Here is a 23,969-nt window from a genome sequence, read left to right on the forward strand (position 1 = left end):
TACTTTACAGAATTTTAACGTTTCTTCTGAGAAGCAGGCAAATCAATCACGCAACGGAAGCCAATATAAGCTTTAGCAGTATCCATGTACTCATAGTTCCGGGCGCTGGTCTGCAGGAAATATCCCACATCTTTCCAGCTACCGCCACGGATCACCTTACGCTTCATTCTGGGAGGGTCTGAATCCTGCGCATTGAAGCGGATATCAGGATTCATATCATGTTGGAAGTTATATGCACCCTCGTAATACAGGGATGAAGTCCATTCGGCTACGTTACCTGCCATGCAGTACAGACCGAAGTCGTTAGGCCAGTAAGCATCGGCACGGGCAGTGTAGAAGGCTCCATCTTCAGGATAGTTACCACGGCCAGGTTTGAAGTTGGCCAGCAGACAACCCTGCTTATTACGGAGGTAGTAGTTACCCCAGGGGAACATTGACTGAGAGCGTCCACCGCGTGCTGCGTATTCCCACTCAGCCTCTGTAGGCAGACGGAAGTCAGACTCGGTTGCTTTCTTCCTGGATTCCAGGTAAGAGTTCAGATAATGTGTTCTCCATTCGCAGAACGCAGTGGCCTGGTGCCAGTTCACACCAACCACAGGATAGTTTCCGAAGGCTGGGTGGGAAAAGTAACGCTTGGTCATTGGCTCATTGTAGGAGTAGCTGAAGTCGCGGATCCAGATCAATGTATCAGGATAAACCTTGATATCTTTCTTTACGATGAATTTGCTACGGGGAACGCCTACGTTCTCACGTTTGGCAGCTTCTTTCAGATCGAAGGTCTCAGAATGATAAATGATCTTTGCAGGATCGATATCTTTCTTACCGAAGATCCTGTTCTCGGGAGAAAGGATCATCTGGTCGATCTTCTCGATAGTGGCTTTGTCACCATACTTGATGGTACCGGCTTTCTTCCAGTCAACAACAAACACACCGTCCACTTCTTTACCGTATTGCAGTCTTACGGCAGCAGTAGAGTCGCGTACCCAGTTCACGAACTGGCGGTACTCATTGTTGGTGATTTCGGTGGCATCCATCCAGAAACCACTGATCGAAACCTGCTTATTTCTTGAAGTGTAGTTGTAATTGATGTCCTCGTCTGAGGGCCCCATATGGAATGTACCAGGTGGGATATATACCATTCCGATGGGTTTGGTCAGGTTATAGCCGGCCGCCGGAGCAACACCGTGGAGCTGACCGTCTGCGGGCAGCCCTTTCGACTTACCGCCCAACTTGCCGCAACCAGTGGCCATGATCACCATGCCAAGGGCAGTCAAAACGGATAGGTTTTTCATTTTCATCATATTAAAGGGTATTGGGCAAAAATAATGTTTTACCGACTTCATCGCAAGTTTAGAATTTTATTTTTAAAACTGCAAACACCATCAGAGCTTAGGTTTAAACGGCCCCGGACAAGTTATTATTGTATCAACAACAGATTTAAGTTTTACACATGTTCAAGCTGCTTTTTCAATGCATTAACCTCATTAACAGGTGCATTGCAAGCATAATTCTTACATAGGAATATCAAGGTTTCTGGGTAATCAGGTTTGCCGGACAATAGGGGGAATTGTTCATCAGCCTGCAGCGAGGACTGAAAGATACGGAAGGGGATAAAGGTTTTCAAAAATTCCTCACGAAGCGTAGCAAAATTCCCGCCAACAATAACAATTTCAGGAATTCCATACGAGAATGCCTGAATCAGTGACGCCCAAACTCCAAACGAGGTCGGGTAGCGGGTTACAGCCTGCAGCAATCCTGCGCACATGCCGGCAGCACGCTCCTTCCATGTCCCTTCATCGAAAACCATTCCGAGGTAAAAAAGATTTGATGCCATTACTGCATTGCCCGAAGGGACCGCACCATCATAGACCTCTTTCTTACGTACGATAATATCTGCCTGAGCGCTGGGTGTATAAAAGAAAAATCCTGTTTCCTCTTCACTGAACTTATCAAGCACATGGCTGGTCAGCGCTTTTGCTTCCACCAGGTGCTGCTTATCGCCACTCACTTCCTGCAACTGGATCAGGGCCTCCGCCAGGCAGGCATAATCATCCAGGAATGCAGGATATTTTGCCGTTCCCGCCTTGTAGGTATGATGGAAACTTCCATCTTGCGCACGGAACCTGCTCAGCATGAATTCCATATTTGCCTTTGCAAGTTCCAGGTATTCTTTTTTACCCAGGGTAGCATATGCTTTACTGAAAGCCGTATTCATCATGGCATTCCAGCCTAACAGTTGTTTGTCATCCAGACCTGGCCTGATCCGGGTTTCGCGGTGCTTCAGCAATATTGCAGCTGCAGCATCCATCCTTCTCCACAACTCTTCTTCCGTGATCTCCCAGGCATCTGCGATATCGGCCGGCATCTCCCTGATGCGGAGAATATTGGTATGTTCCCAGTTGCCATGGGGCGTTACATCATAAAACTCATTGAAGAGCGCGGCCTCTTCTCCCAACAGCCGGTCCGTTTCCTCCCGGCTCCATACATAGTACCTGCCCTCTACCCCTTCACTGTCTGCATCCAGGGCTGCATAAAATCCATTTTCAGGCGACAGCCATTCACGCTTTACAAAGTCCAGCGTTTGTTCTATGGCGCGCTTATATCGCCAGTTCCCGGTTATCTGGTATGCGTCACAGAGCACCTGCACCAGCAGGGCATTATCGTAGAGCATTTTTTCAAAATGCGGGGCCAGCCACTCGGTATCGGTAGAGTACCGTGCAAATCCGCCGCCAAGCTGGTCGTAGATGCCCCCATCGATCATTTTGTCAAGGCTGAGGCAGGCCTGTTGAAGAGCTTCCGCATTTTTAGTGCGATGATGATAATGAAGTAAGAAACGGATGGTAAAGGTCTGCGGGAATTTCGGAGCTTTTCCGAAGCCGCCTTCCACCTGGTCCGCCTGCTTCATGATGGCGGTGAACATCTCATCCACCTTGTCTTTGGTAAACAAGGTATCAGGAGCAATGTCCACGGCATGGTTGGTCAGGCCAAAGCCATTGGCGTTCACCAGATGTTGTGTGAGCTGATCAGCCTGTGCATCGATGTCTGCCCGTTTATCACGGAAGGCATTGGCCACCCCCTCCAGTACATCCTTCCAGGAAGGCCTGTTGTGTACAGGCTTCGGGGGGTAGTAGGTACCGCCGTAAAAAGGTTTGGCTTCAGGATTGAGGAATACATTGAGCGGCCAGCCTCCGCTGCCGGTCATGGCCTGTACCGCATCCATGTAGATATGGTCCAGGTCAGGGCGTTCCTCCCTGTCTATCTTGATGTTTACGAAGTGCTGATTCATGAGGGCGGCTGTGGCTTCGTCCTCAAAACTTTCTTTCTCCATCACATGGCACCAGTGGCAGGCCGCATAACCGATGCTTACCAGGATGGGTTTATTCTCTGCCTTTGCTTTCTCCAGCGCCTCTGGTCCCCAGGGGTACCAGTCTACCGGATTATGTGCATGCTGCAATAAATACGGGCTGCTCTCTTTTGCCAGTCTGTTGGTGAATTTGGCCATACTCTTTAGCTGATTCGTTTAAAGCTACTACAAAAAAATGAGCATTGTACATTCCGGTGAATGCGCAATGCTCATGCAATATTATTGCCAGTAAATGGGATCTATTTTTTCTTCAATGCAGCACTGAGATAGGCTTCGAGCGCAGCCACCATGGAAGGGGTTTGCGGTTGCGGGGCCTTGATCTCAACACCGAGACCGGCATCTTCTGCAGCGCGGGAAGTATTGCTTCCGAATGCGCCGATGCGGGTACCGTTCTGCTCAAATCTGGGGAAGTTATCGAACAAACTCTTCACGCCACTGGGAGTGAAAAAGCAGATGATATCATAGTCGTTCTTGCTGAAGAGTTCCTTTACATCATTACTGATGGTGCGGTACATAAAGGGATTCGCAAACTCGCAGCGGTTATTCTTCATCCAGTTCACGATCTCATTGTCCTGCTGGTTCTCTGAACAGGGATAGAGGAACTTCTCGTTCTCCTTGTGCTTGTTCACTACATCCAGCATAGCTTTAGTGGAACCATCCGCGCCGTAGAATACTTTGCGTTTCCTGTAGAGAATGAACTTTTGCAGGTATAATGCCACGGCTTCAGTAATGCAGAAGTATTTCGTATCCTGGGATACGTTTACTTTCATTTCTTCGCAGATTCTGAAAAAGTGGTCGATTGCGTTCCGGCTGGTGAAGATGACAGCAGAGAAATTAGGGATCTCTATTTTTTGTTTCCGAAACTCTTTTGCAGGAATACCCTCCAACCTGATAAAAGGATGAAAGTCCAATGAAATGCTGTATTTCCTCGCTAATTCGAAATACGGCGATTTATCGGTTTCAGGTCTGGGTTGTGTGATTAGTATCTTTCTAATCAAGTTGTCACTAACGTTTTTAGCCCCGTTCTTAACCATATCTGTTACGTATGGATTTGCAAAATTAATAACTTCTTTCCACAAAAACCAATAACACCTTGTAAATCAGCAAAAGGGGTGCTATTTCGAAGGCGCAAAGGTATAAAAAAAATTGAAAACGAGTTACTTTAATTTCGTTCCGTATTGGCTTGTAGCTGATAATGAAGCGATAACCGAAAAAAAGACCCAGCATTATGAAGCTGAGCGTGAGCACCACAGGGAACAGTGGCGGGTAAGGGAAGGCCATCATCACCAGTACCGGCAGCAATAATATCCCGATTATTTTATTTACAAGGAAGACGATAAAGATGTACGTATCGGTTGCAGCGGTGATATTGAAGATCCAGCCTGCCAGTTTGAGCAGGATGAATTTGGCGAAGTACACCGCCAGCAACAATCCTGCTCCATAGGCCAGCATGAGCCAGTTATTGTCAGTTACCTTCACACCATAGTGTCTGGTCAGAAAGAGAATATACATACCACCACTGAGCAGGTAGAGGATATTCAGGAAGAGAGATGCCAGTGGCGTCTGCAACATCTGGTCCCTGATCTGTTGCTGCCGCATGGTAACACGGAAGAAGAGGGTCATGATATTATCCACGTATTTCCGGAAGAATACCTTCACCAACGCATAGTAGAGGAGCAGGCCGGCCAGGAAATAGAAAATCGCGTCCTTATCTTCCCGCTTCATTTCCAGTTCCGGCATCACCAGGGCCTTTCCGTAAAAATTGAACCAGGGATGAGCGCGCAATGCCTCCTGAAAACGCCTGATCCGGTCAAGTTGCTGAGGACTGGCTATCACCACAATGGCCGAGTCCTGGCTTATGCTGAGGGAATCTTTCCTGGAAGTATCTGCAACAAGGGGGGGCACCATATTCCTGATGCTGTCAGCTGCACGGACGCGCTTCAGTGAGTCCTGCGCCCTCCTGGCGGCAGTCACCACCCTGCGGGCCGTATCCTGCTTCACTGCTTTCACAGTATTGGTAAGATGCGTATCTGCGGGAGTATGTACTGAATCACCCTGTGACTGGGCAAAACACAGTACGGCGATCAATAAGAATCCGGATAGAAGTGCTAAACTTTTTTTCACTAATGGTTGTTGCGTGTGCAAAAATATAAGAAACCCGCCACTAAAAATAATTCACATACCCCAAATGTATCTTGGCCTGTCTCATGTTGAACTTCGTATCATCGCGCTTCCCTACTGCATAGGAAATATTGAATATGCCTGCCCTGGTTTCAAAGGCCATACCGATGCCTGTACCCAGGAAAGTATTGTTCACTCTGATGTTCCTGGCATCGGATCTGGCCCACCCGAAATCTATGAACGCAAAAAGAAAAGAATTCTGTCCTAACAGGTACCGGTATTCTGAAGTTCCCACTGCATATTTTGATGCATAGATGCTTTCTTCATCAAATCCTCTCAAAAGTTTGTACCCTCCTATCTGGAATAATTCGTTCCGGAATATATCGGGGCTCTCGAACCAACCTCCATTAAAGCCCAGCTTGAAAGTGCTTACCCGCGTGAGTTTGATGTAATGCGCTACCTGGGCCTTCAGCCTGAACTGGTAACTGTTGAGCTTAAGCGTATCGTACAGGGTATTGAAATCGAATTCAGGTTGTGAGGGATCTTTGAGTTTTACGATCACGTTGTTCTTGCGGATCTTTTTTGTGCCCGCAGCTGCGCTGATAAAAAGGTCGGTACCCTTCCGGGGATTGAAGCGGTAGTCTGTATTGAACCACTCGTAGTTCACACCCAGGTTGACTGCTGAAACATCGGCTTCGATGGGCAGGCGCTTATCCCTGATCACGCCGAGGGTATCCACGGTGAGCAGGTTACTGCGTGTATTCTGGAGGAACACACTTCCTGTATTGCCTGTTGCCAGTGCATATTGCGCACCAACAAGGAAACTGATATTGATGAAGCTGGAATCTTTTTTGAAAAGATCGAATGCCAGATTCATTCCGAAAGGCGAATTGAAAAGATAGGGTTGCTGAAAGGCGAGGTTGAGCCTGGGTGATTTCGGCTGGATCTGCTGCCAGTTGAGCCCTATAAGCTCGCCGCCGCCCAATGCATTCTTGAGATTGACCGTGGCCTCACCGGTGATCAACAGCTTGCTGCTCTGCGCGGCGCCGCTGGTGGGATTATTATCCGGCAGCAAACCGATAAGCACATTCACCTGGCTGCTCTTTTTCGGCCGCAGGTATACATTGAGGATGGAGCCTTCACCCATCAGGGTGAGGTCCCATGGCCGTTCTTCTTCCACAAACGGCAATTCCCGGAGGCGCTGACTGATCAGTTGCAATCTCTTTTTCTGGTACATGCTGCCATTCAGTATCCCCAGGTAATGCTGCAGGTAGTTGGAAGAGAGATTAGCCTTTCCATTGTTACGGATGCTGTCTATACGGTAAGAAGGGCCTTTCACTACGCGTAGCACCGCAGAGAATTCCTCTCCCTGTACCCCGATGCTGTCAAGCAGCACTTTGGCAAAGGGGTAACCGCTGTTTTCCAGGTGATCCAGGATCTTCTCCTGCAATTGCTGCATCTGCAGCATATCAATGCGTTTGCTCTCGTAGTCTTTGCTGTTCCAGTTCACGGCATCGAGGATGCGTTTGTCGATAGAATCCGTTTTCAGGTAAGCCCAGCGCAGGGAAGCACCTACATACAATTCAATGGCAGCCTCTGTGGAATCATAACGTTCACTATCAACCGAAACCACAGGGTAGCCCTTAGCCTGTAACAGCTGTGGGATCTTTCTTACATATTCTTCGCAGCCCTGTTGGTTTTTGAAGCTGGTCTGGAGCCGCAGGCTGTCCTGCACAAAGCTGCTGTCGCGGTCCACGGGAATGATGCGCAGCAGGTATTGTGCGCTGGCAGCCATAGGCCCTGCGAAGAAGAGGATGAGTATTGTAAGTAAACGTATGTTTTTCACTTAATGCTTTGTCTGCTACCTTTGAACTGTAATATTCGATAAAATATCCGTAACAACATGGCAGGCATTTACATACATATTCCTTTTTGCAGGCAGGCCTGTCATTACTGTAACTTCCATTTTTCCACCAGCCGGGGACTTGAAAACGAATTCATTGCAAGTTTATTGGCTGAGATCCCGCTACAGCAGGGATTTCTGGCGGATCAGCGGGTTGAGACCGTTTATTTCGGGGGCGGCACTCCTTCCCTGCTGGATGGCGTTCACCTGAACAATATCATCGGCGCCCTGCGGGAAAATTTTTCCATCAGCCCGGATGCGGAGTTCACGCTGGAGGCCAACCCGGACGATATCAATGAAACAAGTCTGCGCACCTGGAAGGCGGCAGGCATCAACCGGCTGAGCATCGGCATACAAAGCTTTTATGAAGAAGATCTGCAATGGATGAACCGCGCCCACACTGCTTCACAGGCCATTACCAACCTGCAGTTGGCGCTGGAGTACTTCCCCAATATCACCATCGATCTGATCTATGGAAGCCCCGGTCTCACAGATGAAAAATGGGCTTCCAATGTACAGCGCGTGATCGGCATGGGCATACCGCATATTTCCTGTTATGCCCTGACAGTAGAACCCAAGACCGCGCTCGAAAGCCTGATCCGTACTCATAAAAGGGAACCGGTGAGCGCGGAAGATCAGGCCCGGCAGTTCCTTTTGCTGATGGACTGGCTGAAAGCGGCCGGATACGAACATTACGAGATCTCCAACTTTGCCTTACCAGGCAAACGCAGCAAGCATAACAGCGCCTACTGGGAAGGCAAGAAATACCTGGGCCTCGGTCCTTCGGCTCACTCGTACGACGGTGCCAACCGCCAGTGGAATATTGCCAATAATTCCCTCTACATACAGGCTTTGAAGAAAGGCTCCGTGCCTTTTGAACAGGAAATTCTCACGCCAATACAAAGGCTGAATGAATATATCATGACCTCCCTCCGCACCATGGAAGGCATGAGCCTGAATATTGTGAGCCGCCTCAGTGATGCAGACACGGCCGCTCAGTTACGCAGATTAAGTGAAAGGCTGATCAGGGAGGGACTGATGCGGGAGGAAAACGACCATCTCATCCTCTCCAATGAAGGCAAATTGTTTGCCGACGGGATCGCTTCCGATCTTTTCAGGGAGGAGCCTGAGTAGCACGCTGTGTCCGGCCGTTCGCGTCCCCGCGAGTGGCTTTTATTTGCTCGCCTCTGGCGAGCTCAGTATTCGCCGGAGGCGAATCAATAGAAGTAACTCTCCAGAGGCAGGCTACCGGGCACATCGAATGAAAAAGGGCCAACCTGTTGAGGTCAGCCCTGAATATGATATAACACAACAATCTTAGTGATGCTGATGTCTTCTTCCTTTCACGTGTTTTACCAGCTCCGCAATGGAGAGGATCCCGATCATGATCAGGATTCCGGCAACACCAAAGGATTGAAATGACAGTGGCATATATTGCTTTTACAAATCAGACAAGTTCTTGTTCAATTTGTTTGTATCCTTCTCCAGGTTTAACATTTTCCCAGAGGATACGGTAGATGGATTCCGCGATCGGCATTTCTGCACCCACCGTTTTATTGATCAGGTAAATGCTCTTGGCGGCATTGTATCCTTCCGCTACCATGTTCATTTCCAGCTGGGCGGAGCGTACTGAATAGCCCTTCCCGATCATATTACCAAAGGTACGATTCCGGCTGAACAAAGAGTAGCAGGTTACAAGGAGGTCTCCCAGGTATACAGAAGCGGCGTAGTTTGGTGTTTTACGGTGAGTGACCGGGTCCTGACCCTCATGTACGCCTACTTCAATCCGCTGGATGCCCACTTTTTTCAGGAAAACGGCCATCTCATCCGCACAGTTGGCAATCAGTACACTTAAGAAGTTATCGCCATATTCAAGTCCATGTGCAATACCGGCGCCCAGCGCATAGATATTCTTCAGGATGGCAGCATATTGCACACCAACCACATCGGTATTCACAATTGTATTCAGGTATTCTGTATTGAACCTGGCCGCGATCTTTTCAGCCAGCTGCGCGTCCACTCCGGAGAAAGTGAGGTAGCTGAGTTTCTCGGCGGCCACTTCCTCTGCATGGCAGGGTCCCATGATGGTGAAATAATCGCTGAGCGGCACATTGAACTCCTGCGCCAGGTAGTCGTTGAGCAGGAGGTTGTGTTGCGGGATGATGCCTTTTACGGCCGAGATCACTTTTTTTCCCTCGAACGCATTCCTCGGCAAAACCTCAAGTGTATCGATTATATAAGCCGAAGGAACGGCAATTACAATGTATTCGTTTTCGGCCACTACCTTGTTCACATCCGTGCTGAGGTCTACCAGGTCTGCATCAAAATAGGCGCTGCTCAGGTATGACGGATTGTGACGGCGGTGTTTGATATGTTTCACAATGTGCTCAGAACGCACCCACCAGCCAATCGGATTTTTATTGTCTGTAAGAATTTTTGCAAGGGCTGTTGCCCAGCTTCCGCTACCAATGATTCCCAATCGCATGAATCAGTTATTTGCGGCAAATGTAAGTAAATGAAAGTTTACTTCTTAGCTTCAAACAACTTATCGGCAGGCACCACTTTCACTTTGGTACCATTCTTCAGGATCTTGCTCACTACATTGTATGGCGCTGTGATCACGGAATCACCGGCTTTAAGGCCTGAAAGCACTTCAATATGGCCCATGTCCTGGATGCCTGTACGCACTTTCACTCTCTTTACGGTATTGTCTTTCTGCAATACAAATACCACTTCATCCATATCGCTGGTAAGACCTGCTTTTACATTTTCCTGCAATCCTTCTTCTTCTTTCTTGTCCTCTTTCTTATCACCAGCCACTTCATCAGAACCTTTCTTACGGGTGGTTACGGCATTGATAGCTGCTGCAATCACGTTGGTTTTAGTGGTGGTCTGAATATCAGCGCTGGCATTCATGCCTGGCCGGAAAGGGAAACGCCTTCCTGCGGCAATGAGGTCATTGTAAGAATCCGCAAGCAGCCTGATATGAACCTTATAGTTGGTAACATCATTGCTGGTGGTGGTGGCAGCTGCGGCAGTAGTATTGCTGCTTGCGATCTTTGTTACCACTCCCTTGAATTTGCGGTTGCTGTATGCATCAACCTCCACCAGGGCAGAGTCGTTGAGTTTTACTTTGGGGATATCATTCTCGCTCACATCCACCTGTACTTCGATAACGCTCATATCAGCAATACGCATCATTTCAGTACCGGCCATCATACCCGCTCCCACTACGCGTTCGCCTCTTTTTACGCTCATGAGGGAGATCACTCCGTCACGAGGCGCATATACGGCAGTTCTGCCAAGGTCTTTATCTGCTTTTGCGAGGTTGGCCTGAGCGCTAGAAATACCTGCCTCTCCTCTTTTTACATTCTGTAATGCTGCATTATAATTGGCTTGCGCTGAGCGCAGGTTGTTTTCTGCCTGTTCAAATTCCGACGCGGAGATCACCTTTTCAGCAAGCAGTTGTTTCTGACGGTCAAAACTGCGCTGGGCCAGGTCCACTGCGGATTTCAGGCCAGGCAGTTGTGCACGGGTATTCTCCACACTGGCGCGTTCGATATCAACAGAGGCGGCTGCCTGGTTACGTTGTGTGGAATAGATATCTGCGTATATACGTGCCAGTACGGCTCCCTTGCGAACACTGTCTCCTTCTTCAAAGTTCAACTCCACGATCTCCCCTGAGATGTCCGGGCTCACTTTCACTTCTGTTTCAGGATACACTTTTCCACTGGCATTCACAGACTCGATGATAGTTCTTGCTTCCACTCTTTCTACTGCCACTTTCAATCCGTCATCTTTCTTGAACACGGAACTGAGTGCCAGCAGTGCAACGATCACGAGAATACCAATGATAATGATCCACAAGGTTTTCTTCTTCATATTGTAACTATTTGGTTGGGGGCCGGCGCACCGAAAGCAATACCGGCTGTTGCGAATTATAATTTGATGCCCTGTCCTTTATAGAATTCAAGCACTTTCAGTTTGAACACATAGTCGTACTGAGCAAGCAGCTTGTCTATCCTGGCTTTAAACAGGTTATTCTGATTTGTCAGCAGGTCAATGGTATTGAGCAGGCCGATATTGTAACGTTTGGTGGCAAAGTCGAATGCCTTCTGTGATGTTTCAACAGATTTAGTGCCGGCAACAAATTTCTGCAATGAAGCAGTGGCTTCTGTATAGGCTTTATAGATATCCTGTTTGAGTGTTTGATTGTCCAGGCTCTGCTGCAGTTTCAGGTTCTCCAGGTCAAGCTGGGAACGCTTATACTGTGTGCGCAGCTGGCCCTGCCTGAAGATAGGCACATTGAGTGAGATCCCTAATGACTGACCGAACGTCTGGTCCATCTGCCTGAAAAATCCCACATTTTTGCTTGGGAAAGAAGCTACATCACGTGTTACGTTATAGCTGTTGCCATTCACATCCACTTTACCAATGATCACGGATTCGATCACCGGCAGGCTGTTGAGGTTTGCTTCTGCAGATTTATTATTGTATGTGGTGCCGAGTGAGCCGAAGGCAGAAATGGTGGGGTACATGGCACTTTTGTTGGCATCCACATTCTTGCCGGCAGCCTGCACACGCAGCTGGTTCACTTTCTGCAATGGCATATTGTTTACTGCCATATTGAAAACGAATTCCGGCTGTAGTTCAGCAAGGCTTTCAACCGGGATCAGCTCTACCGGTGGTGTATCCACGTCAAAGGGGAGTGCCGCATCCAGGTTGAGTAATGCTTTCAGTTGCAGCAGCGAAGTGGCTGCTGTTGCCTGTGCCGTTACCAGTGTGGAGCTGTCGCGCGCCATCTGGGCTTCCAGTTCAGCGGCATTCAGTTCCGGAACGGAACCGGCTGCAACCAGTTTACGGGTATTTTCCAGTTGAGCGGAAGTAAGCTTCACCTGCAGTTCGCTGGTTCCCACCTGTTCTTTATTAAGGAGGGCCTGCAGGTACGCTGCTGCCACATTGAGAGAAATATCATTTTTTATTTTTTCGATATTGGTGCGTGCAGCTTCATTCTCAAACCGGTTGGCAGCAATGGAGTTTTGAATGCGGAACCAGTTGAAAAGCGTTACACCGCTGCTCACAGAAAAGTTACTGGAGAAGTAGGTAGTGGTACTAACACTGTAGTCGGCCGGGTTTTGCGTGCGCCCCGAGTTGATGCCCGCTCTTGAATCGAATTCAAGTGATGGGATCTGGGATAATCTTGCCTGATTGAGATTAAGGGCTGCAATGCGCGCCTGCACATCGGCCTGCTTCACGGAGATATTATTCGCCAGTGCATATTCAACACATCTCCGGAGGTCCCACTTATCCTGGCTGAATGAAAATGATACGAAGCCAATCTGCAAACTAACAGTCAGAAATAGTTTCCATTTCTTCATAGAACAAATGTAATTGTAATGAGAGGCCTAAGGCCTGTTTTTTGATAAGCGGTCGGGGAGTTGGAATTCCACCAAATTACACGCTGTTGATCAAAGCACGAAAAAAAATACTGTTAAACAATTGCTGCAAAAGCCTGTTCCAGATCGGCCTTCAGGTACTCCGCATCTTCCAGCCCGAAATAAAAACGGAGCATCCGGTGCTCCGGGTTGGAAGCATCGAATGCATCGGGAGCTATTGACGCGCAACGGGGTATGACCAGGCTTTCATGGCCTCCCCAGCTGACAGCCATGAGAATATGTCGCAGGGATTCCGAGAAGGTTACAATCTCCTCCATATTTTTTGCTCTGATAACAATGGTGACCAGTCCGCAGGCGCCGGACATCTGCTTTTGGGCCAGTTCATATTGCGGGAAATCCTTATCCAGCGGGAAGATCAGCCGCTCCACCCGGGGGTGTTGCTTCAGCCATTCCACCATTATCCCAGTAGTGGTTGAACTTCTGTTGAGGCGCGCTGGCAGCGTCCTCAGCCCCCGCAGCAGCAGCCAGGCATTGAAGGGGGAAATGCCATTTCCGGCATTCTGCATGGCATTATTGAATACATGGTTCATCATCTGGCGGGAACCGGTGAGCACGCCGGCCACCACATCGCTGTGGCCGCCAATGTATTTGGTAGCGGACTGCAACGCCATATCGATCCCGAAATCCAGCGGCCGCTGGAATAACGGTGTGCAGTAACTGTTATCTATGATGGTGATGATCCCTTCGGATCTGGCCAGTTCGGCCACTGCCCGGAGATCCTGCAGAGCAAAGTCCCAGCTATTGGGCGATTCCAGGTATATGATCTTTGTGGAAGGCAGGATGGCGCGCTCAAAGGCTTCTATCTCCCTGCCATCCACATACGTTGTTGCCACACCAAAACGGGGCAGCACCTGGTCAAAGAGTTTCTGAGCCCAGCCATAAGGCCGGTTCACGGAAACGATATGATCCCCGCTCTGCACATTCGCAAAAACCGAAGCAAAGATTGCGGATGACCCGCTATTCAATACCAGGCAGTCTTCTGCATTGTCGAGCGCTGCCAGTTTTTTACGCAGGATATTCACCGTTGGGTTCATCCCCTTGCTGTAGATAAGGGCATTAAACTCGTCTTCGAATGCCTGTCTCAGGTCAGCCACTTTTTTATAAGCGAAATTGCTGGTCTGCACAATCGGCGGGGCCACGGCATGGAAATAATCTTCCCTGTCTTCCCCCAGTTCATTGAGGATATATGAAATATCAGGTGGTAACATGATGTCAGGTTTGCTGGGCGCTTTCTGTAGTGTCTGGCTTTCCAGGTTTGCGCGTTACAAAATAAAGGACAATAAAAGTAAGCAATACCCCTATTCCGATCAGTGCAGTTTTCGGTTTGTCTATTGCAATGCTGATCCCCACAAAACTATAGGCCAGGATGAAGATAATGGGCTGCAACGGGTATAGCTTCATGGTATAGATACCGGTACCGTCCAGATGTTTGGTGCGCTTCCTCAATTTAAAGATGGCGCCGGCAGACATGGCCATGCCGAAGCAATCCAGGAAAATGGTGAAACTGAGTATCTCGTTGAAGGTTTTTGCAAAGAAGAGTACCACGATACAGGTTGCGGCGAAAACAGTGAGCGAAGTGATGAGCACTTCTTTTTTCTCCGTTTGCTTTTTGAAGATGGCCGGCAGTACCCCGTCGTCGCTCATGGCATACATCACACGCGGATTGCTGAGCAGCAGCACATTCACATAGGCCAGTACGGAAAGAAAAAGCAGTCCGGAGAATACCAGCGATCCGGTTGGACCAAACATTTTTTCAGCCACTACAGATGCAATCTCATTAGTGGTTTTCAGCTGCTCAAATCCTATCAGTTTATAATAACTGAAGTTCACTGCCAGGTACAGCACAATGATGGTAGTGATGCCGATGAAAATTCCTTTCGGCACATTTCGCGAAGCATTTTTCACTTCATGCCCAAAGTTTATGCTCTGCTGGTAACCACCATAGGTAAACGAGATGGCTACCAGGCAAAGCCCGAAGGACCGGATACTGTCGCCCCATGAGTGTTCCGTTGCAGCTACCGCTACAGGAGCGGACTCCACGTAGAGACTGGGAAAGCAGAGTGCGGCAATCAGCAGCAGCACCATGCTGATCTTGATCAGCATGAGCACGTTCTGTGTGCGCGAACTCATTTTCAATCCCATGAGGTTGACCCCATAAAATATAACGATGGCGATAATGGCGATGATCACTTTGGTGGTATCCGTTGCAGGTGCATTGAAGAGTACGCGGCTGATATAACCGGAACCGATCAATGCCACGGCAGACACGGATGCCGCATTGCTCACCAGTATGATACAATTGATAGAGAAGGCCAGTGACGGATGATACGCATAAGAGAATATCTTATAGTATCCACCGGTAACCGGATGACGGGATCCGATCTCAGCATAGGTAAGGGCTCCGCACAATGCAACCAATCCTCCCACAATCCACCCTGCAAAGAAAATTCCCGGCGTGAGCGCATCCTTGGCGGAATCGGTGGCAGCACGGAAGATGCCCATACCGATCACCAGGCCGATAACAATCATGGTAAGATCGAATAAACCAAGTTTGGAAGACTTCATGTTTGGAAGATAAAAAATATTTGCCGTTCATTTCACGTAAATTCGGGTATCCTCTCCAATATGAAATACTTACTTACAGCTCTGATACTTGTTTGCGTTTTTTTGCGTGTTGCAGCACAGACGGGCGCTTCCAATGATTCGGCCCGGACGTTACAGGAAGTGGAGGTCCGCGCATACGGACAAAACCGCCAGTTGAAGGAAACCGGAATGGCCATCAGCGTAATTACTCCCGCACAACTTGACCGCTACAATAATATGAGTATCCTTCCTGCCATCAATGCCACGCCCGGCGTGCGTATGGAGGAAAGAAGCCCTGGCAGCTACCGCCTGAATATCCGTGGCAGCAGCCTTCGTTCGCCCTTTGGTGTACGCAATGTAAAAGTGTACTGGAATGGCATTCCATTCACCGATCCTGGCGGCAGTACCTATCTCAACCAGTTCAGTTTTTACAATATCAGGAATATCGAGATCGTGCGAGGACCTGCCAGCAGTTTGTATGGTGCAGGTACCGGTGGGGCTTTACTGCTTAGCAGCAAACCGGCGGATTTCAAGGCTGGCGCCTATATCGGTTATGCAGGTGGCAGTTACGGTATGCTCAACCTGAATGCGCAGTTGAGGCTGGGCAATGCAGCCCGCAACAATACAATCAGCTATTCCCGGCAATCGGGTGATGGTTACCGTGATCATACCTCATTCAGGAGGGATATGGCCAGCTGGGAATCGCAGCTCAGTTTCAATGAACGCCAGAGCCTTCAAACCTCCGTGCTGTACGGCGATCTTTATTACCAGACACCAGGGGCGCTCACCAAAAATGAATTTCTTGCCAACCCGCGCGGGGCAAGGCCCGCAGCCGGTGCTTTCCCGGGAGCAGACCAGGCGCAGGCAGGCATCCGCCAGCAGACCTTCCTGGCAGGCATCACACATAATTACCGGTTCAGTGATGTTTTTCAGAATACCAGCACCGTATATGGCGCATTCAGTCAGCTGAAGAATCCCACTTTCCGCAATTATGAAAAAAGATCAGAACCGCACTTTGGCGGGAGGACTGTTTTCACCTGGAACAAACAACTGAACAGTACTGCACAGCTGACCGCATTGGCAGGCGCAGAAGCACAACGTGGCTTCTTCAACACAAAAACATTTGCCAACAATAATGGTAACCCTGCCGCCCTGCAAACTGACGACGAGATCAGCAACTGGCTCTACTCCGTGTTTGCACAGGCCGAATTGCAGCTGCAATCAGGCACAAGCATTCAGGCAGGACTGAGCAGCAACAAATCATCTATCAGTATCCAACGTTTATCCTCACCTGAACTTGCCACTCAGAAGAGAACATACAATAACGAGTGGGCGCCGCGCGTGGCCATCTCTCAAAAAATAATTCCACAACTGCTGGTATATGCCAGTGTCAGCAAAGGATTCTCCTCTCCCACTTCACAGGAAGTACTGCCAAGCACCACGGTGATCAATACAAACCTGAATGCCGAGCATGGTGTGAGTTATGAAGCAGGCGTTAAAAGCAACTGGCTGAACAATGCATTGTATATCGAAGTGAATGCATTCCGTTACGAGCTCCAGGATGCCATCGTACAGAGACGTGACCAGAGTGGTGCCGACTTTTTCGAGAATGCCGGCACTACCAGGCAGGAAGGGATCGAATCACAGCTGCGGTACAATTTCGTCCCCAAATCAAAAGGTTTCGTTTCCGGCTTACAACTCTGGGGCAGCCATACCTGGTACTTCTTCAAATACCGCAACTTCAAACAACTGACCACCGACCTAAGCGGAAAGGCCCTCCCCGGGGTGGCACCGCATACCGTTGCTGCGGGGCTGGACCTGAATACCAAACCCGGCATTTACACCAATATCACCTGGTTCTACAGCGATCCTGTTCCGCTGAATGATGCCAATGCGGATTTTGCCAGCGCTTATCAGCTGACCGGTATCAGGGCCGGATGGCGCAAAAACTTCGGTTCTAAGATCAACGCCGATCTCTTCGCAGGCGTTGATAACCTGTTTGATACGGAGTACAGCCTGGGCAACGATATCAATGCGTCCGGCGGACGTTACTACAATACAGCTCCGGGTGTTAACTACTTCGGAGGCCTCACATTACGATATAGTTGGTAAAATCATTTTGGCTGTAACTGCCACAAGCCTACATTTGCGCCAGTAATTGGTTTCCGGGGCCATCATTGGTCCCAGGATTAAAAGGGAAACCGGTGTAATTCCGGTGCTATCCCCGTAGCTGTAAGTTGCAGATGCAGTGTTAACCCTGTATCAATGTTCAATCTTCATACCACTGTCTTAGTTTGATGGGAAGGTGTTGAACAGGCAACAAGCCAGAAGACCTGCCAGTTGCCTGTAATAACATCAGCGAGCTTTCGGGTGAAAAGCCGGGATGAAATGAGTGCATTCAACTGCACTACCTCACATTTCATTTCAGTAATGAATTAATTTCCGAAGGTTCATAGTTCTCAAAACAAACTACGAACATGAACAAGAAACTTCTCTCCCTTGCGGCCCTGCTTGCTGCTATGCATGCCAGTGCGCAAGACTCCACCGCCAAAAAGCAACTTGACGAAGTGGTGGTGACTGCCTCTAAGTACGAACGCAAAGCCTCAGAAACCGGTAAGGTGATCACTGTGATCGACAGAACTGTTATCGACAGAAGCCTGGGTAAAGACCTCTCACAATTGCTGACAGAACAGGCCGGCCTGATCATCAATGGCGCTACCAGCAACCCTGGGAAAGACAAATCAGTATTTCTCCGCGGCGCATCTTCCGATTATACCGTGATCCTGGTTAACGGCATTCCTGTTTCCGATCCTACCGGTGTTGGCGGGGCCTTCGACCTCCGTCTCTTCCCGCTGGAACAGATCGAAAGGATCGAGATCCTCAAAGGTGCTCAATCCACGCTCTATGGATCCGATGCCATTGCAGGCGTTATCAATATCATTACCCGTAAAGGCGGCAGCAAACCTGCGGAGCTTTTCGGTAATATCGCTTTCGGCTCTTACAATACATTCAATGCAAGTGCAGGCCTGACGGGTTCAGCGGACAAACTGCGTTACAATATCGGGTATATGCACCATGAGTCCCGCGGCATCTCAGAAGCACTGGATACCAATGCAGTGAAAACCTTCGACAAAGACGGTTTTCTGCGTAACTCCTTCAATGTAGACATCGATGGAGAAGTGCTCAGCAACCTGCATGTAATGCCTTTCTTCCGTTACTCCTATTTCCGTGGCGGATATGATGGCGGTTCTTTCCTGGATGCCAACTATAATTTCCAGACCAGCGCACTGACTGCCGGTACAAGGGTCAACTACAAACTGAAAGACGTACAGCTGACCGGTCAGTACCAGTACAATAAAGTTGACCGCAGGTATGATGCCTATCCCTTTGATGGCAATACACAGCTGGCCGAAGTATTCGGTCAATACAACATCAACAAATATGTGCAGGTGCTTGCCGGTGTGGATTACAGATATCAGCAGGTCCTCAACAAGAGCATGACGCCCGCTGATCCTACCATCGATATCACCAGCCCTTATGCATCGGTATTCCTGAAAAACCTGGGCGGCTTCTACCTGGAAGCAGGCGGCCGCCACAATAAGCATAGCAAGTATGGTAAAAACTGGACCTATAGTTTCAATCCATCATACCTGATCAACCAGAATATCAAGGTGTTTGCCAACCTGGCGTCTGCCTTCAAAGCGCCTACCCTGGAATCACTGTATGGCACGTACGGCGCCAATCCTGATCTGAAGCCTGAAAAGTCAACAACCTATGAAGGTGGTGTACAGGCATCTTTCTTCAATAACCTCATCGATGCACGTGTAGTGTATTTCAACAGGGAAGTGAAGGATGTGATCGTATTCAGAACTTCTCCAAGCGCCATGCTGATGAACTTCAACAAACAGAAAGACCATGGTTTTGAAGTGGAGCCAACCATCAATATCAATAAAGACCTGCAGGTGAAACTGTATTACACCTTCCTGGAAGGAGACCTGCATACCACTACTGGCGGAGGCAAAGACACTTCATACAACAATCTTATCCGCAGACCAAAGCATAGCTTCGGTGGTACCATCGCTTACAGCGTTACCAAAAACCTGTTTGTAAGCACCACTGTTTACAACTATGGTAAGCGTTACGATCTGGCATTCGACAACAATCCTCCTTACGGATCCATCCAGGTTGACCTGGCTTCTTACACCCTCTGGAATGCATATGCGGAATACCGTTTGTTGAACAATCGTATCCGTATATTTGCTGACCTGAAGAATATCACGAATGCCAAATACCAGGAAGTGTATGGATATGGCACACAAGGCACCAATATCACCGCTGGTCTGGCAGTAAGGTTATAAACTCATAAAACAGAAACGAACATGTCATTGAAACAAATCAATCCGCGCAACACTGTACTGTTTGCATTTATGATGGTGGTTGCCCTGATGAGGATCATCCTGAGCTCGGAAGCTCCCATGAACCCGATCGCCACATTCACACCCCTGGGCGCTATGGCCCTGTTTGGAGGCGCTTATTTCAATAACAGGGTGAAATCGGTTCTATTCCCTGTGCTCACTCTCTGGATGAGCGATATCATCCTCAACCGTTTTGTTTACTATAATGAATGGCGCTTCTTTTATGAAGGTTTCTACTGGACCTATATCTCGTATGCACTGATGGCAGTGGCTTCCAGGTTCATCATCCGTAAAGTGACCGTGAGCAATGTGATCATTGCTTCCCTGGTGGCTACCCTGATCCACTGGATCGGTACCAGCCCCGGTTGCTTCCTGATCGAGAACAGCATGTATCCCAAAACACTGGCAGGATATTTTACCAGCCTGGTGGCAGCCATCCCTTATGAAAGGAATTTCCTGGCAGGCACACTGGTGTACAGTGTTGTTCTGTTCGGAGGTTTTGAGCTGCTGCAACGCAGGTACAGTGCATTGCGACTGGCACATTAATTTCAAATCTTTCAATACAGCATCATGACCGCCTCTTCTTTTCTACCCGCCGCCACGCAGATGATCTACGATATGCAATTGCAGCATATGCTGCAGGGCATTACGTTTGAGTGTCCCCCGCAGGCGCTGGCCGAGAAAACAAAAGTGGTGCGTTGTGTGCTGGAAGGCAAGCAATACAGCAGTATCGAAATCGACAGGATCTTCTCTGCCTCCAAGGCACAGGGCAAAAGCCTCTACTATGTGGATGAGCAGGCCCTTGGTGAGATCGCACCCGATGTGATCTTCACCCAGGATGTATGTGAGGTTTGTCAGATCGATACTGCCTGTACGGCTGCTGCCGTGGCTAACCTGGATAAGCAACCGAAGCTGGTGGCGCTGACGCCTAACAGCCTGCAGGATGTTTTCCAGACAGCTATCACCATTGCTTCGGCAATGGGCGCTGAAGAGGCCGCCTACCCTTACCTGGCGGCCCTGCAGCAAAGGATCGACACTATCATCGATACATTACGCGCGCATCGTGCCATGCCCAAAAGGGTAATGATCATGGAATGGATCGAACCGGTTTACAATTGCGGGCACTGGATCCCCTTCCAGGTAGCCTATGCAGGAGGCATCGATATGCTCTCCAACCCTGCGGGCGACAGCATTGTTACGCCCTGGGAAAAAATACTGAAGTACGATCCCGAAGTACTGGTGATCGCGCCCTGCGGCTTTGATGTAAAAAGAAGCCGGGAAGAACTTCATCTCCTCACACAGAAGCCCGGTTGGGAAAATCTCACTGCCGTGAAAGAGCGGGCCGTTCATATAGCAGACTACGATCTCTTCACACAGCCCAGTGCCGGCACCCTGGTGGACGGTATCGAGATCCTTGCAGCCTGCTTCCATCCACAGTTCTTCAAGGTTCCCCACCAACTCCGTCACAAAACAGTTTCCCTCTTTCAAAACACGGAGTATGTGCAAGCATGAAGCCAAGAAATGTCCCCGCTGTAATGCCGGCTTCGAATGCAAAGTGGGCGATGTGACCCATTGCCAGTGTTATGGCATCAGTCTCGATTCCGAGCAACGCGCTTTCCTGGAAGCCCGCTATGGTGAATGCCTTTGCCGCGCCTGCCTCCTGGACCTCTCACAAAAAGATACTTTTTTCAAAGAAAAACATGCCTGGCATGACCACCGGTAACCGCATAGTGTATGTAACCGGCGGCGTGAGAAGCGGCAAGAGCCGCTATGCGCAGGAGCTGGCACTCAGCCTCAGCAGCAATCCAGTGTATCTGGCTACGGCCCGTAAATGGGATACAGAGTTTGAAGACCGGATCCGTATTCATCAGAACGACCGTGATGAACCCTGGACGAACATCGAAGAAGAAAAACATTTTGCCGCACTGCCTATCGATGGCCGTGTGGTAGTGATAGATTGTGTTACGCTCTGGCTGACCAATTTTTTTGTGGATACGAAGAATGATGTGCAGCAATGCCTGCAGCTGGTGGAGCAGGAAATACTACAACTGAAACAGCGACCCGGCGTGTTCATCATCATTTCAAACGAAATAGGCATGGGCCTGCATGCAGATACGGAAGTGGGCCGGAGGTTCACCGATCTTCAGGGTTGGGCCAACCAACTGATTGCGCGCCATGCAGACGATGCGGTGTTCATGGTGTCCGGAAGAGCTGTAAAAATTTGATTGTTTGAGAATTTGTTCCATTATATTGCAAAACGATTAACAAGCCCATGAGCCTGAGCGTTAAAAGCCTGGTAAAGAATTCAATAAAGCAGTCATTCATGAACTGGAGTGGCGGCAAGGATTCTGCGCTTTGTCTTCACCGTATCAAACAGGATCCCGCTTATCATATCAATGCACTGCTCACCAGCGTGAATGCTGTTCATGACCGGGTGTCGATGCATGGTGTACGCCGCGGTTTGCTGGAGGCGCAGGCTGCATCAATGGGTATGCCATTGCATACACTGGAACTTCCGGAAATGCCGGGCATGGCGGAGTATGAATCCATCATGACTTCGCAGCTGAATGATTTCATGGCAAAGGGTTATACGCATTCCGTGTTCGGTGATATTTTTCTGCAGGATCTCCGCGCTTATCGCGAGATAAAACTGCAAGGCCTGGGGCTGGAAGCGGTGTTCCCTCTCTGGAACATTCCCACTGCCGAGCTCATGGAAGAGTTCCTGGACCTGGGGTTCAAGGCAATAATAGTTTGTGTAAACGATCGATTTCTCGATAAAAGTTTTTGCGGACGGATGATCGATGCATCATTTGTTCGTGATCTTCCACCTGGAGTGGACGTATGCGGAGAGAATGGCGAGTACCATTCCTTTGTATTCGATGGCCCCGTTTTTAATTATCCAGTTACCTTTACGAAAGGCGGCATTGTACGCCGGACTTATGAAGCACCCCGCACTGACACCCTAAACCCTGATTCTACGGACAAGCCATCCGAATATGGCTTTTATTTCTGTGACCTCCTGCAGGAATCCTGAACAATTCAATGAAAACTATGAGTAACCAGTCCAACCAGCTGCGCCAGCAATTGCAATCTGCGATCGACAACAAGACCAAGCCTCCAGGCTCGCTCGGGTTGCTCGAAGAGATTGCAATTCGCGCAGGCCTGGTACAGCAATCCCTCCGCCCTGAGATCCGCGATCCTCAGATCGTTGTATTTGCAGGGGACCATGGCATTGCAAAAACCGGACTGGTAAACCCTTTCCCACAGGAAGTGACGGCACAGATGGTGCTCAATTTCATCCGTGGCGGCGCCGCCATCAATGTATTCACCCGGATGCATAATATAGGTCTCACGGTAGTGGATGCAGGCGTCAACAATGAAGAGTGGGACAGTTCCATTTCCCTTGATCATTTCATCAATGCCAAGATCCGGCCCGGTACTGCCAATTACCTGGAAACAGATGCCATGACGGAAACCAATGCCGTTGCCGCTATTGAAACCGGCCGTTCCATCGTATCCCAGCTGGCATTGCAGGGTTGCAATACCATCGGCTTTGGGGAGATGGGCATCGGCAATACTTCTTCTGCCGCCCTGATCATGTCTGCCATTACAGGGCTCAGTATCGAGAACTGTGTGGGCCGCGGCACCGGCGTGAATGATCAGCAGATGGCCGTTAAAACGGCCACGCTTAAAAAAGCATATGAGCTTCACCGCCTGGCATCACTGGGCAATGATCCCATTAAACTGCTGAGCAAGATCGGGGGTTTTGAGATCGCTATGATGACGGGCGCGTACCTGGCCGCTGCAGAACACCACATGCTCATTGTAGTGGATGGTTTTATTTCTACAGCCGCTCTGCTGCTGGCTAACCTTATGGAGCCAGCCGTAAAAGATAATTGCATTTTTGCTCATACCAGCAATGAGCAAGCGCATGCCGCGATGCTTGTTCACCTGGAAGCCAAACCATTGCTGCACCTGGGCCTGCGCCTGGGTGAAGGCACAGGAGCAGCACTGGCCATTCCAATCATCCGTTCTGCTGTTGCCTTCCTCAACGAAATGGCCAGCTTTGATACGGCCGGAGTCAGCAATTCCACCGAATCAGATAAAACCCGGCCCATACCCTGATC

General features: G+C 49.3%; 19 protein-coding genes and 1 riboswitch. Of the genes, 9 read left to right on the plus strand and 10 right to left on the minus strand.

The features are described 5' to 3' along the window. Window positions 1–14 precede the first annotated feature (14 nt). The 5 genes from ACTHMC_RS04295 to ACTHMC_RS04315 form a co-directional block, all read right to left on the minus strand. Complete coding sequence (locus ACTHMC_RS04295; RefSeq protein ID WP_440411124.1) at window positions 15–1,292, minus strand: SUMF1/EgtB/PvdO family nonheme iron enzyme; 1,278 nt, start codon at window positions 1,290–1,292, stop codon at window positions 15–17. A 152-nt stretch (window positions 1,293–1,444) separates the two neighbouring features. Continuing rightward, window positions 1,445–3,502, minus strand: a complete 2,058-nt coding sequence (locus tag ACTHMC_RS04300) for a thioredoxin domain-containing protein (protein ID WP_440411126.1) — start codon at window positions 3,500–3,502, stop codon at window positions 1,445–1,447. A gap of 101 nt (window positions 3,503–3,603) precedes the next feature. Beyond that, entirely contained in the window at window positions 3,604–4,398 is a 795-nt protein-coding gene (locus ACTHMC_RS04305; protein ID WP_440411128.1) for a uroporphyrinogen-III synthase, read from the minus strand. A gap of 25 nt (window positions 4,399–4,423) precedes the next feature. After that, window positions 4,424–5,488: a DUF4271 domain-containing protein gene (locus ACTHMC_RS04310; RefSeq protein ID WP_440411130.1), complete on the minus strand. Its 1,065-nt coding sequence runs from the start codon at window positions 5,486–5,488 to the stop codon at window positions 4,424–4,426. Window positions 5,489–5,528: 40 nt separating this feature from the next. Beyond that, a complete protein-coding gene (locus ACTHMC_RS04315; RefSeq protein ID WP_440411132.1) occupies window positions 5,529–7,331 on the minus strand; it encodes a hypothetical protein in 1,803 nt (600 codons plus the stop codon). Between the two features lie 57 nt (window positions 7,332–7,388). Between ACTHMC_RS04315 and hemW the strand changes: the two genes are divergently transcribed. Next, on the plus strand, window positions 7,389–8,522 hold the full coding sequence (gene hemW / locus ACTHMC_RS04320; RefSeq protein ID WP_440411134.1) for a radical SAM family heme chaperone HemW: 1,134 nt from the start codon (window positions 7,389–7,391) through the stop codon (window positions 8,520–8,522). Window positions 8,523–8,835: 313 nt separating this feature from the next. Here hemW and ACTHMC_RS04325 read toward each other — a convergent pair whose 3' ends face one another. From ACTHMC_RS04325 to ACTHMC_RS04345, 5 genes are all read right to left on the minus strand, one after another. Beyond that, complete coding sequence (locus ACTHMC_RS04325) at window positions 8,836–9,873, minus strand: NAD(P)H-dependent glycerol-3-phosphate dehydrogenase (protein ID WP_440411136.1); 1,038 nt, start codon at window positions 9,871–9,873, stop codon at window positions 8,836–8,838. A gap of 38 nt (window positions 9,874–9,911) precedes the next feature. Next, a complete protein-coding gene (locus ACTHMC_RS04330) occupies window positions 9,912–11,270 on the minus strand; it encodes an efflux RND transporter periplasmic adaptor subunit (RefSeq protein WP_440411138.1) in 1,359 nt (452 codons plus the stop codon). A gap of 56 nt (window positions 11,271–11,326) precedes the next feature. After that, window positions 11,327–12,766, minus strand: a complete 1,440-nt coding sequence (locus tag ACTHMC_RS04335; RefSeq protein WP_440411140.1) for a TolC family protein — start codon at window positions 12,764–12,766, stop codon at window positions 11,327–11,329. A gap of 113 nt (window positions 12,767–12,879) precedes the next feature. After that, complete coding sequence (locus ACTHMC_RS04340) at window positions 12,880–14,052, minus strand: trans-sulfuration enzyme family protein (protein WP_440411142.1); 1,173 nt, start codon at window positions 14,050–14,052, stop codon at window positions 12,880–12,882. Between the two features lie 4 nt (window positions 14,053–14,056). Then, on the minus strand, window positions 14,057–15,409 hold the full coding sequence (locus ACTHMC_RS04345; protein ID WP_440411144.1) for an APC family permease: 1,353 nt from the start codon (window positions 15,407–15,409) through the stop codon (window positions 14,057–14,059). Between the two features lie 60 nt (window positions 15,410–15,469). Here ACTHMC_RS04345 and ACTHMC_RS04350 point away from each other — a divergent pair, with 60 nt between their 5' ends. The 8 genes from ACTHMC_RS04350 (at window position 15,470) to cobT (ending at window position 23,967) form a co-directional block, all read left to right on the plus strand. Next, entirely contained in the window at window positions 15,470–17,539 is a 2,070-nt protein-coding gene (locus ACTHMC_RS04350) for a TonB-dependent receptor (RefSeq protein WP_440411146.1), read from the plus strand. Window positions 17,540–17,569: 30 nt separating this feature from the next. Further along, window positions 17,570–17,782, plus strand: a riboswitch (cobalamin riboswitch). A 122-nt stretch (window positions 17,783–17,904) separates the two neighbouring features. After that, on the plus strand, window positions 17,905–19,785 hold the full coding sequence (locus ACTHMC_RS04355) for a TonB-dependent receptor plug domain-containing protein (protein WP_440411148.1): 1,881 nt from the start codon (window positions 17,905–17,907) through the stop codon (window positions 19,783–19,785). A gap of 21 nt (window positions 19,786–19,806) precedes the next feature. After that, window positions 19,807–20,388, plus strand: coding sequence for a DUF6580 family putative transport protein (locus tag ACTHMC_RS04360; RefSeq protein ID WP_440411150.1), 582 nt, complete (start codon window positions 19,807–19,809; stop codon window positions 20,386–20,388). Between the two features lie 24 nt (window positions 20,389–20,412). Continuing rightward, window positions 20,413–21,354 (plus strand): ABC transporter substrate-binding protein, encoded by a 942-nt coding sequence (locus ACTHMC_RS04365; protein WP_440411152.1) that lies wholly within the window; start codon window positions 20,413–20,415, stop codon window positions 21,352–21,354. Beyond that, window positions 21,341–21,565 carry a cysteine-rich CWC family protein gene (locus ACTHMC_RS04370; RefSeq protein ID WP_440411154.1) on the plus strand — a complete coding sequence of 75 codons (225 nt, stop codon included), beginning with the start codon at window positions 21,341–21,343 and terminating at the stop codon, window positions 21,563–21,565. Before ACTHMC_RS04365 ends, ACTHMC_RS04370 begins: the two co-directional genes overlap by 14 nt. Continuing rightward, window positions 21,552–22,067 carry a bifunctional adenosylcobinamide kinase/adenosylcobinamide-phosphate guanylyltransferase gene (locus ACTHMC_RS04375; RefSeq protein ID WP_440411156.1) on the plus strand — a complete coding sequence of 172 codons (516 nt, stop codon included), beginning with the start codon at window positions 21,552–21,554 and terminating at the stop codon, window positions 22,065–22,067. Before ACTHMC_RS04370 ends, ACTHMC_RS04375 begins: the two co-directional genes overlap by 14 nt. A 47-nt stretch (window positions 22,068–22,114) precedes the next feature. Beyond that, window positions 22,115–22,876 carry an ATP-binding protein gene (locus ACTHMC_RS04380; RefSeq protein WP_440411158.1) on the plus strand — a complete coding sequence of 254 codons (762 nt, stop codon included), beginning with the start codon at window positions 22,115–22,117 and terminating at the stop codon, window positions 22,874–22,876. An 8-nt stretch (window positions 22,877–22,884) separates the two neighbouring features. Further along, window positions 22,885–23,967 carry a nicotinate-nucleotide--dimethylbenzimidazole phosphoribosyltransferase gene (gene cobT, locus ACTHMC_RS04385; protein ID WP_440411160.1) on the plus strand — a complete coding sequence of 361 codons (1,083 nt, stop codon included), beginning with the start codon at window positions 22,885–22,887 and terminating at the stop codon, window positions 23,965–23,967. Window positions 23,968–23,969 lie beyond the last annotated feature (2 nt).

The sequence above is a fragment of the Pseudobacter sp. genome, from assembly GCF_051955275.1.
GTDB lineage: Bacteria > Bacteroidota > Bacteroidia > Chitinophagales > Chitinophagaceae > Pseudobacter.

What these genes read in the sequence shown, in the direction of transcription:
- ACTHMC_RS04295 (WP_440411124.1), bottom strand. Translation starts at nt 1,292, where the DNA reads ATGAAAAACCTATCCGTTTTGACTGCCCTTGGCATGGTGATCATGGCC.
- ACTHMC_RS04300 (WP_440411126.1), bottom strand. Translation starts at nt 3,502, where the DNA reads ATGGCCAAATTCACCAACAGACTGGCAAAAGAGAGCAGCCCGTATTTA.
- ACTHMC_RS04305 (WP_440411128.1), bottom strand. Translation starts at nt 4,398, where the DNA reads ATGGTTAAGAACGGGGCTAAAAACGTTAGTGACAACTTGATTAGAAAG.
- hemW (WP_440411134.1), top strand. Translation starts at nt 7,389, where the DNA reads ATGGCAGGCATTTACATACATATTCCTTTTTGCAGGCAGGCCTGTCAT.
- ACTHMC_RS04325 (WP_440411136.1), bottom strand. Translation starts at nt 9,873, where the DNA reads ATGCGATTGGGAATCATTGGTAGCGGAAGCTGGGCAACAGCCCTTGCA.
- ACTHMC_RS04330 (WP_440411138.1), bottom strand. Translation starts at nt 11,270, where the DNA reads ATGAAGAAGAAAACCTTGTGGATCATTATCATTGGTATTCTCGTGATC.
- ACTHMC_RS04335 (WP_440411140.1), bottom strand. Translation starts at nt 12,766, where the DNA reads ATGAAGAAATGGAAACTATTTCTGACTGTTAGTTTGCAGATTGGCTTC.
- ACTHMC_RS04340 (WP_440411142.1), bottom strand. Translation starts at nt 14,052, where the DNA reads ATGTTACCACCTGATATTTCATATATCCTCAATGAACTGGGGGAAGAC.
- ACTHMC_RS04345 (WP_440411144.1), bottom strand. Translation starts at nt 15,409, where the DNA reads ATGAAGTCTTCCAAACTTGGTTTATTCGATCTTACCATGATTGTTATC.
- ACTHMC_RS04350 (WP_440411146.1), top strand. Translation starts at nt 15,470, where the DNA reads ATGAAATACTTACTTACAGCTCTGATACTTGTTTGCGTTTTTTTGCGT.
- ACTHMC_RS04355 (WP_440411148.1), top strand. Translation starts at nt 17,905, where the DNA reads ATGAACAAGAAACTTCTCTCCCTTGCGGCCCTGCTTGCTGCTATGCAT.
- ACTHMC_RS04360 (WP_440411150.1), top strand. Translation starts at nt 19,807, where the DNA reads ATGTCATTGAAACAAATCAATCCGCGCAACACTGTACTGTTTGCATTT.
- ACTHMC_RS04365 (WP_440411152.1), top strand. Translation starts at nt 20,413, where the DNA reads ATGACCGCCTCTTCTTTTCTACCCGCCGCCACGCAGATGATCTACGAT.
- ACTHMC_RS04370 (WP_440411154.1), top strand. Translation starts at nt 21,341, where the DNA reads ATGTGCAAGCATGAAGCCAAGAAATGTCCCCGCTGTAATGCCGGCTTC.
- ACTHMC_RS04375 (WP_440411156.1), top strand. Translation starts at nt 21,552, where the DNA reads ATGACCACCGGTAACCGCATAGTGTATGTAACCGGCGGCGTGAGAAGC.
- ACTHMC_RS04380 (WP_440411158.1), top strand. Translation starts at nt 22,115, where the DNA reads ATGAGCCTGAGCGTTAAAAGCCTGGTAAAGAATTCAATAAAGCAGTCA.
- cobT (WP_440411160.1), top strand. Translation starts at nt 22,885, where the DNA reads ATGAAAACTATGAGTAACCAGTCCAACCAGCTGCGCCAGCAATTGCAA.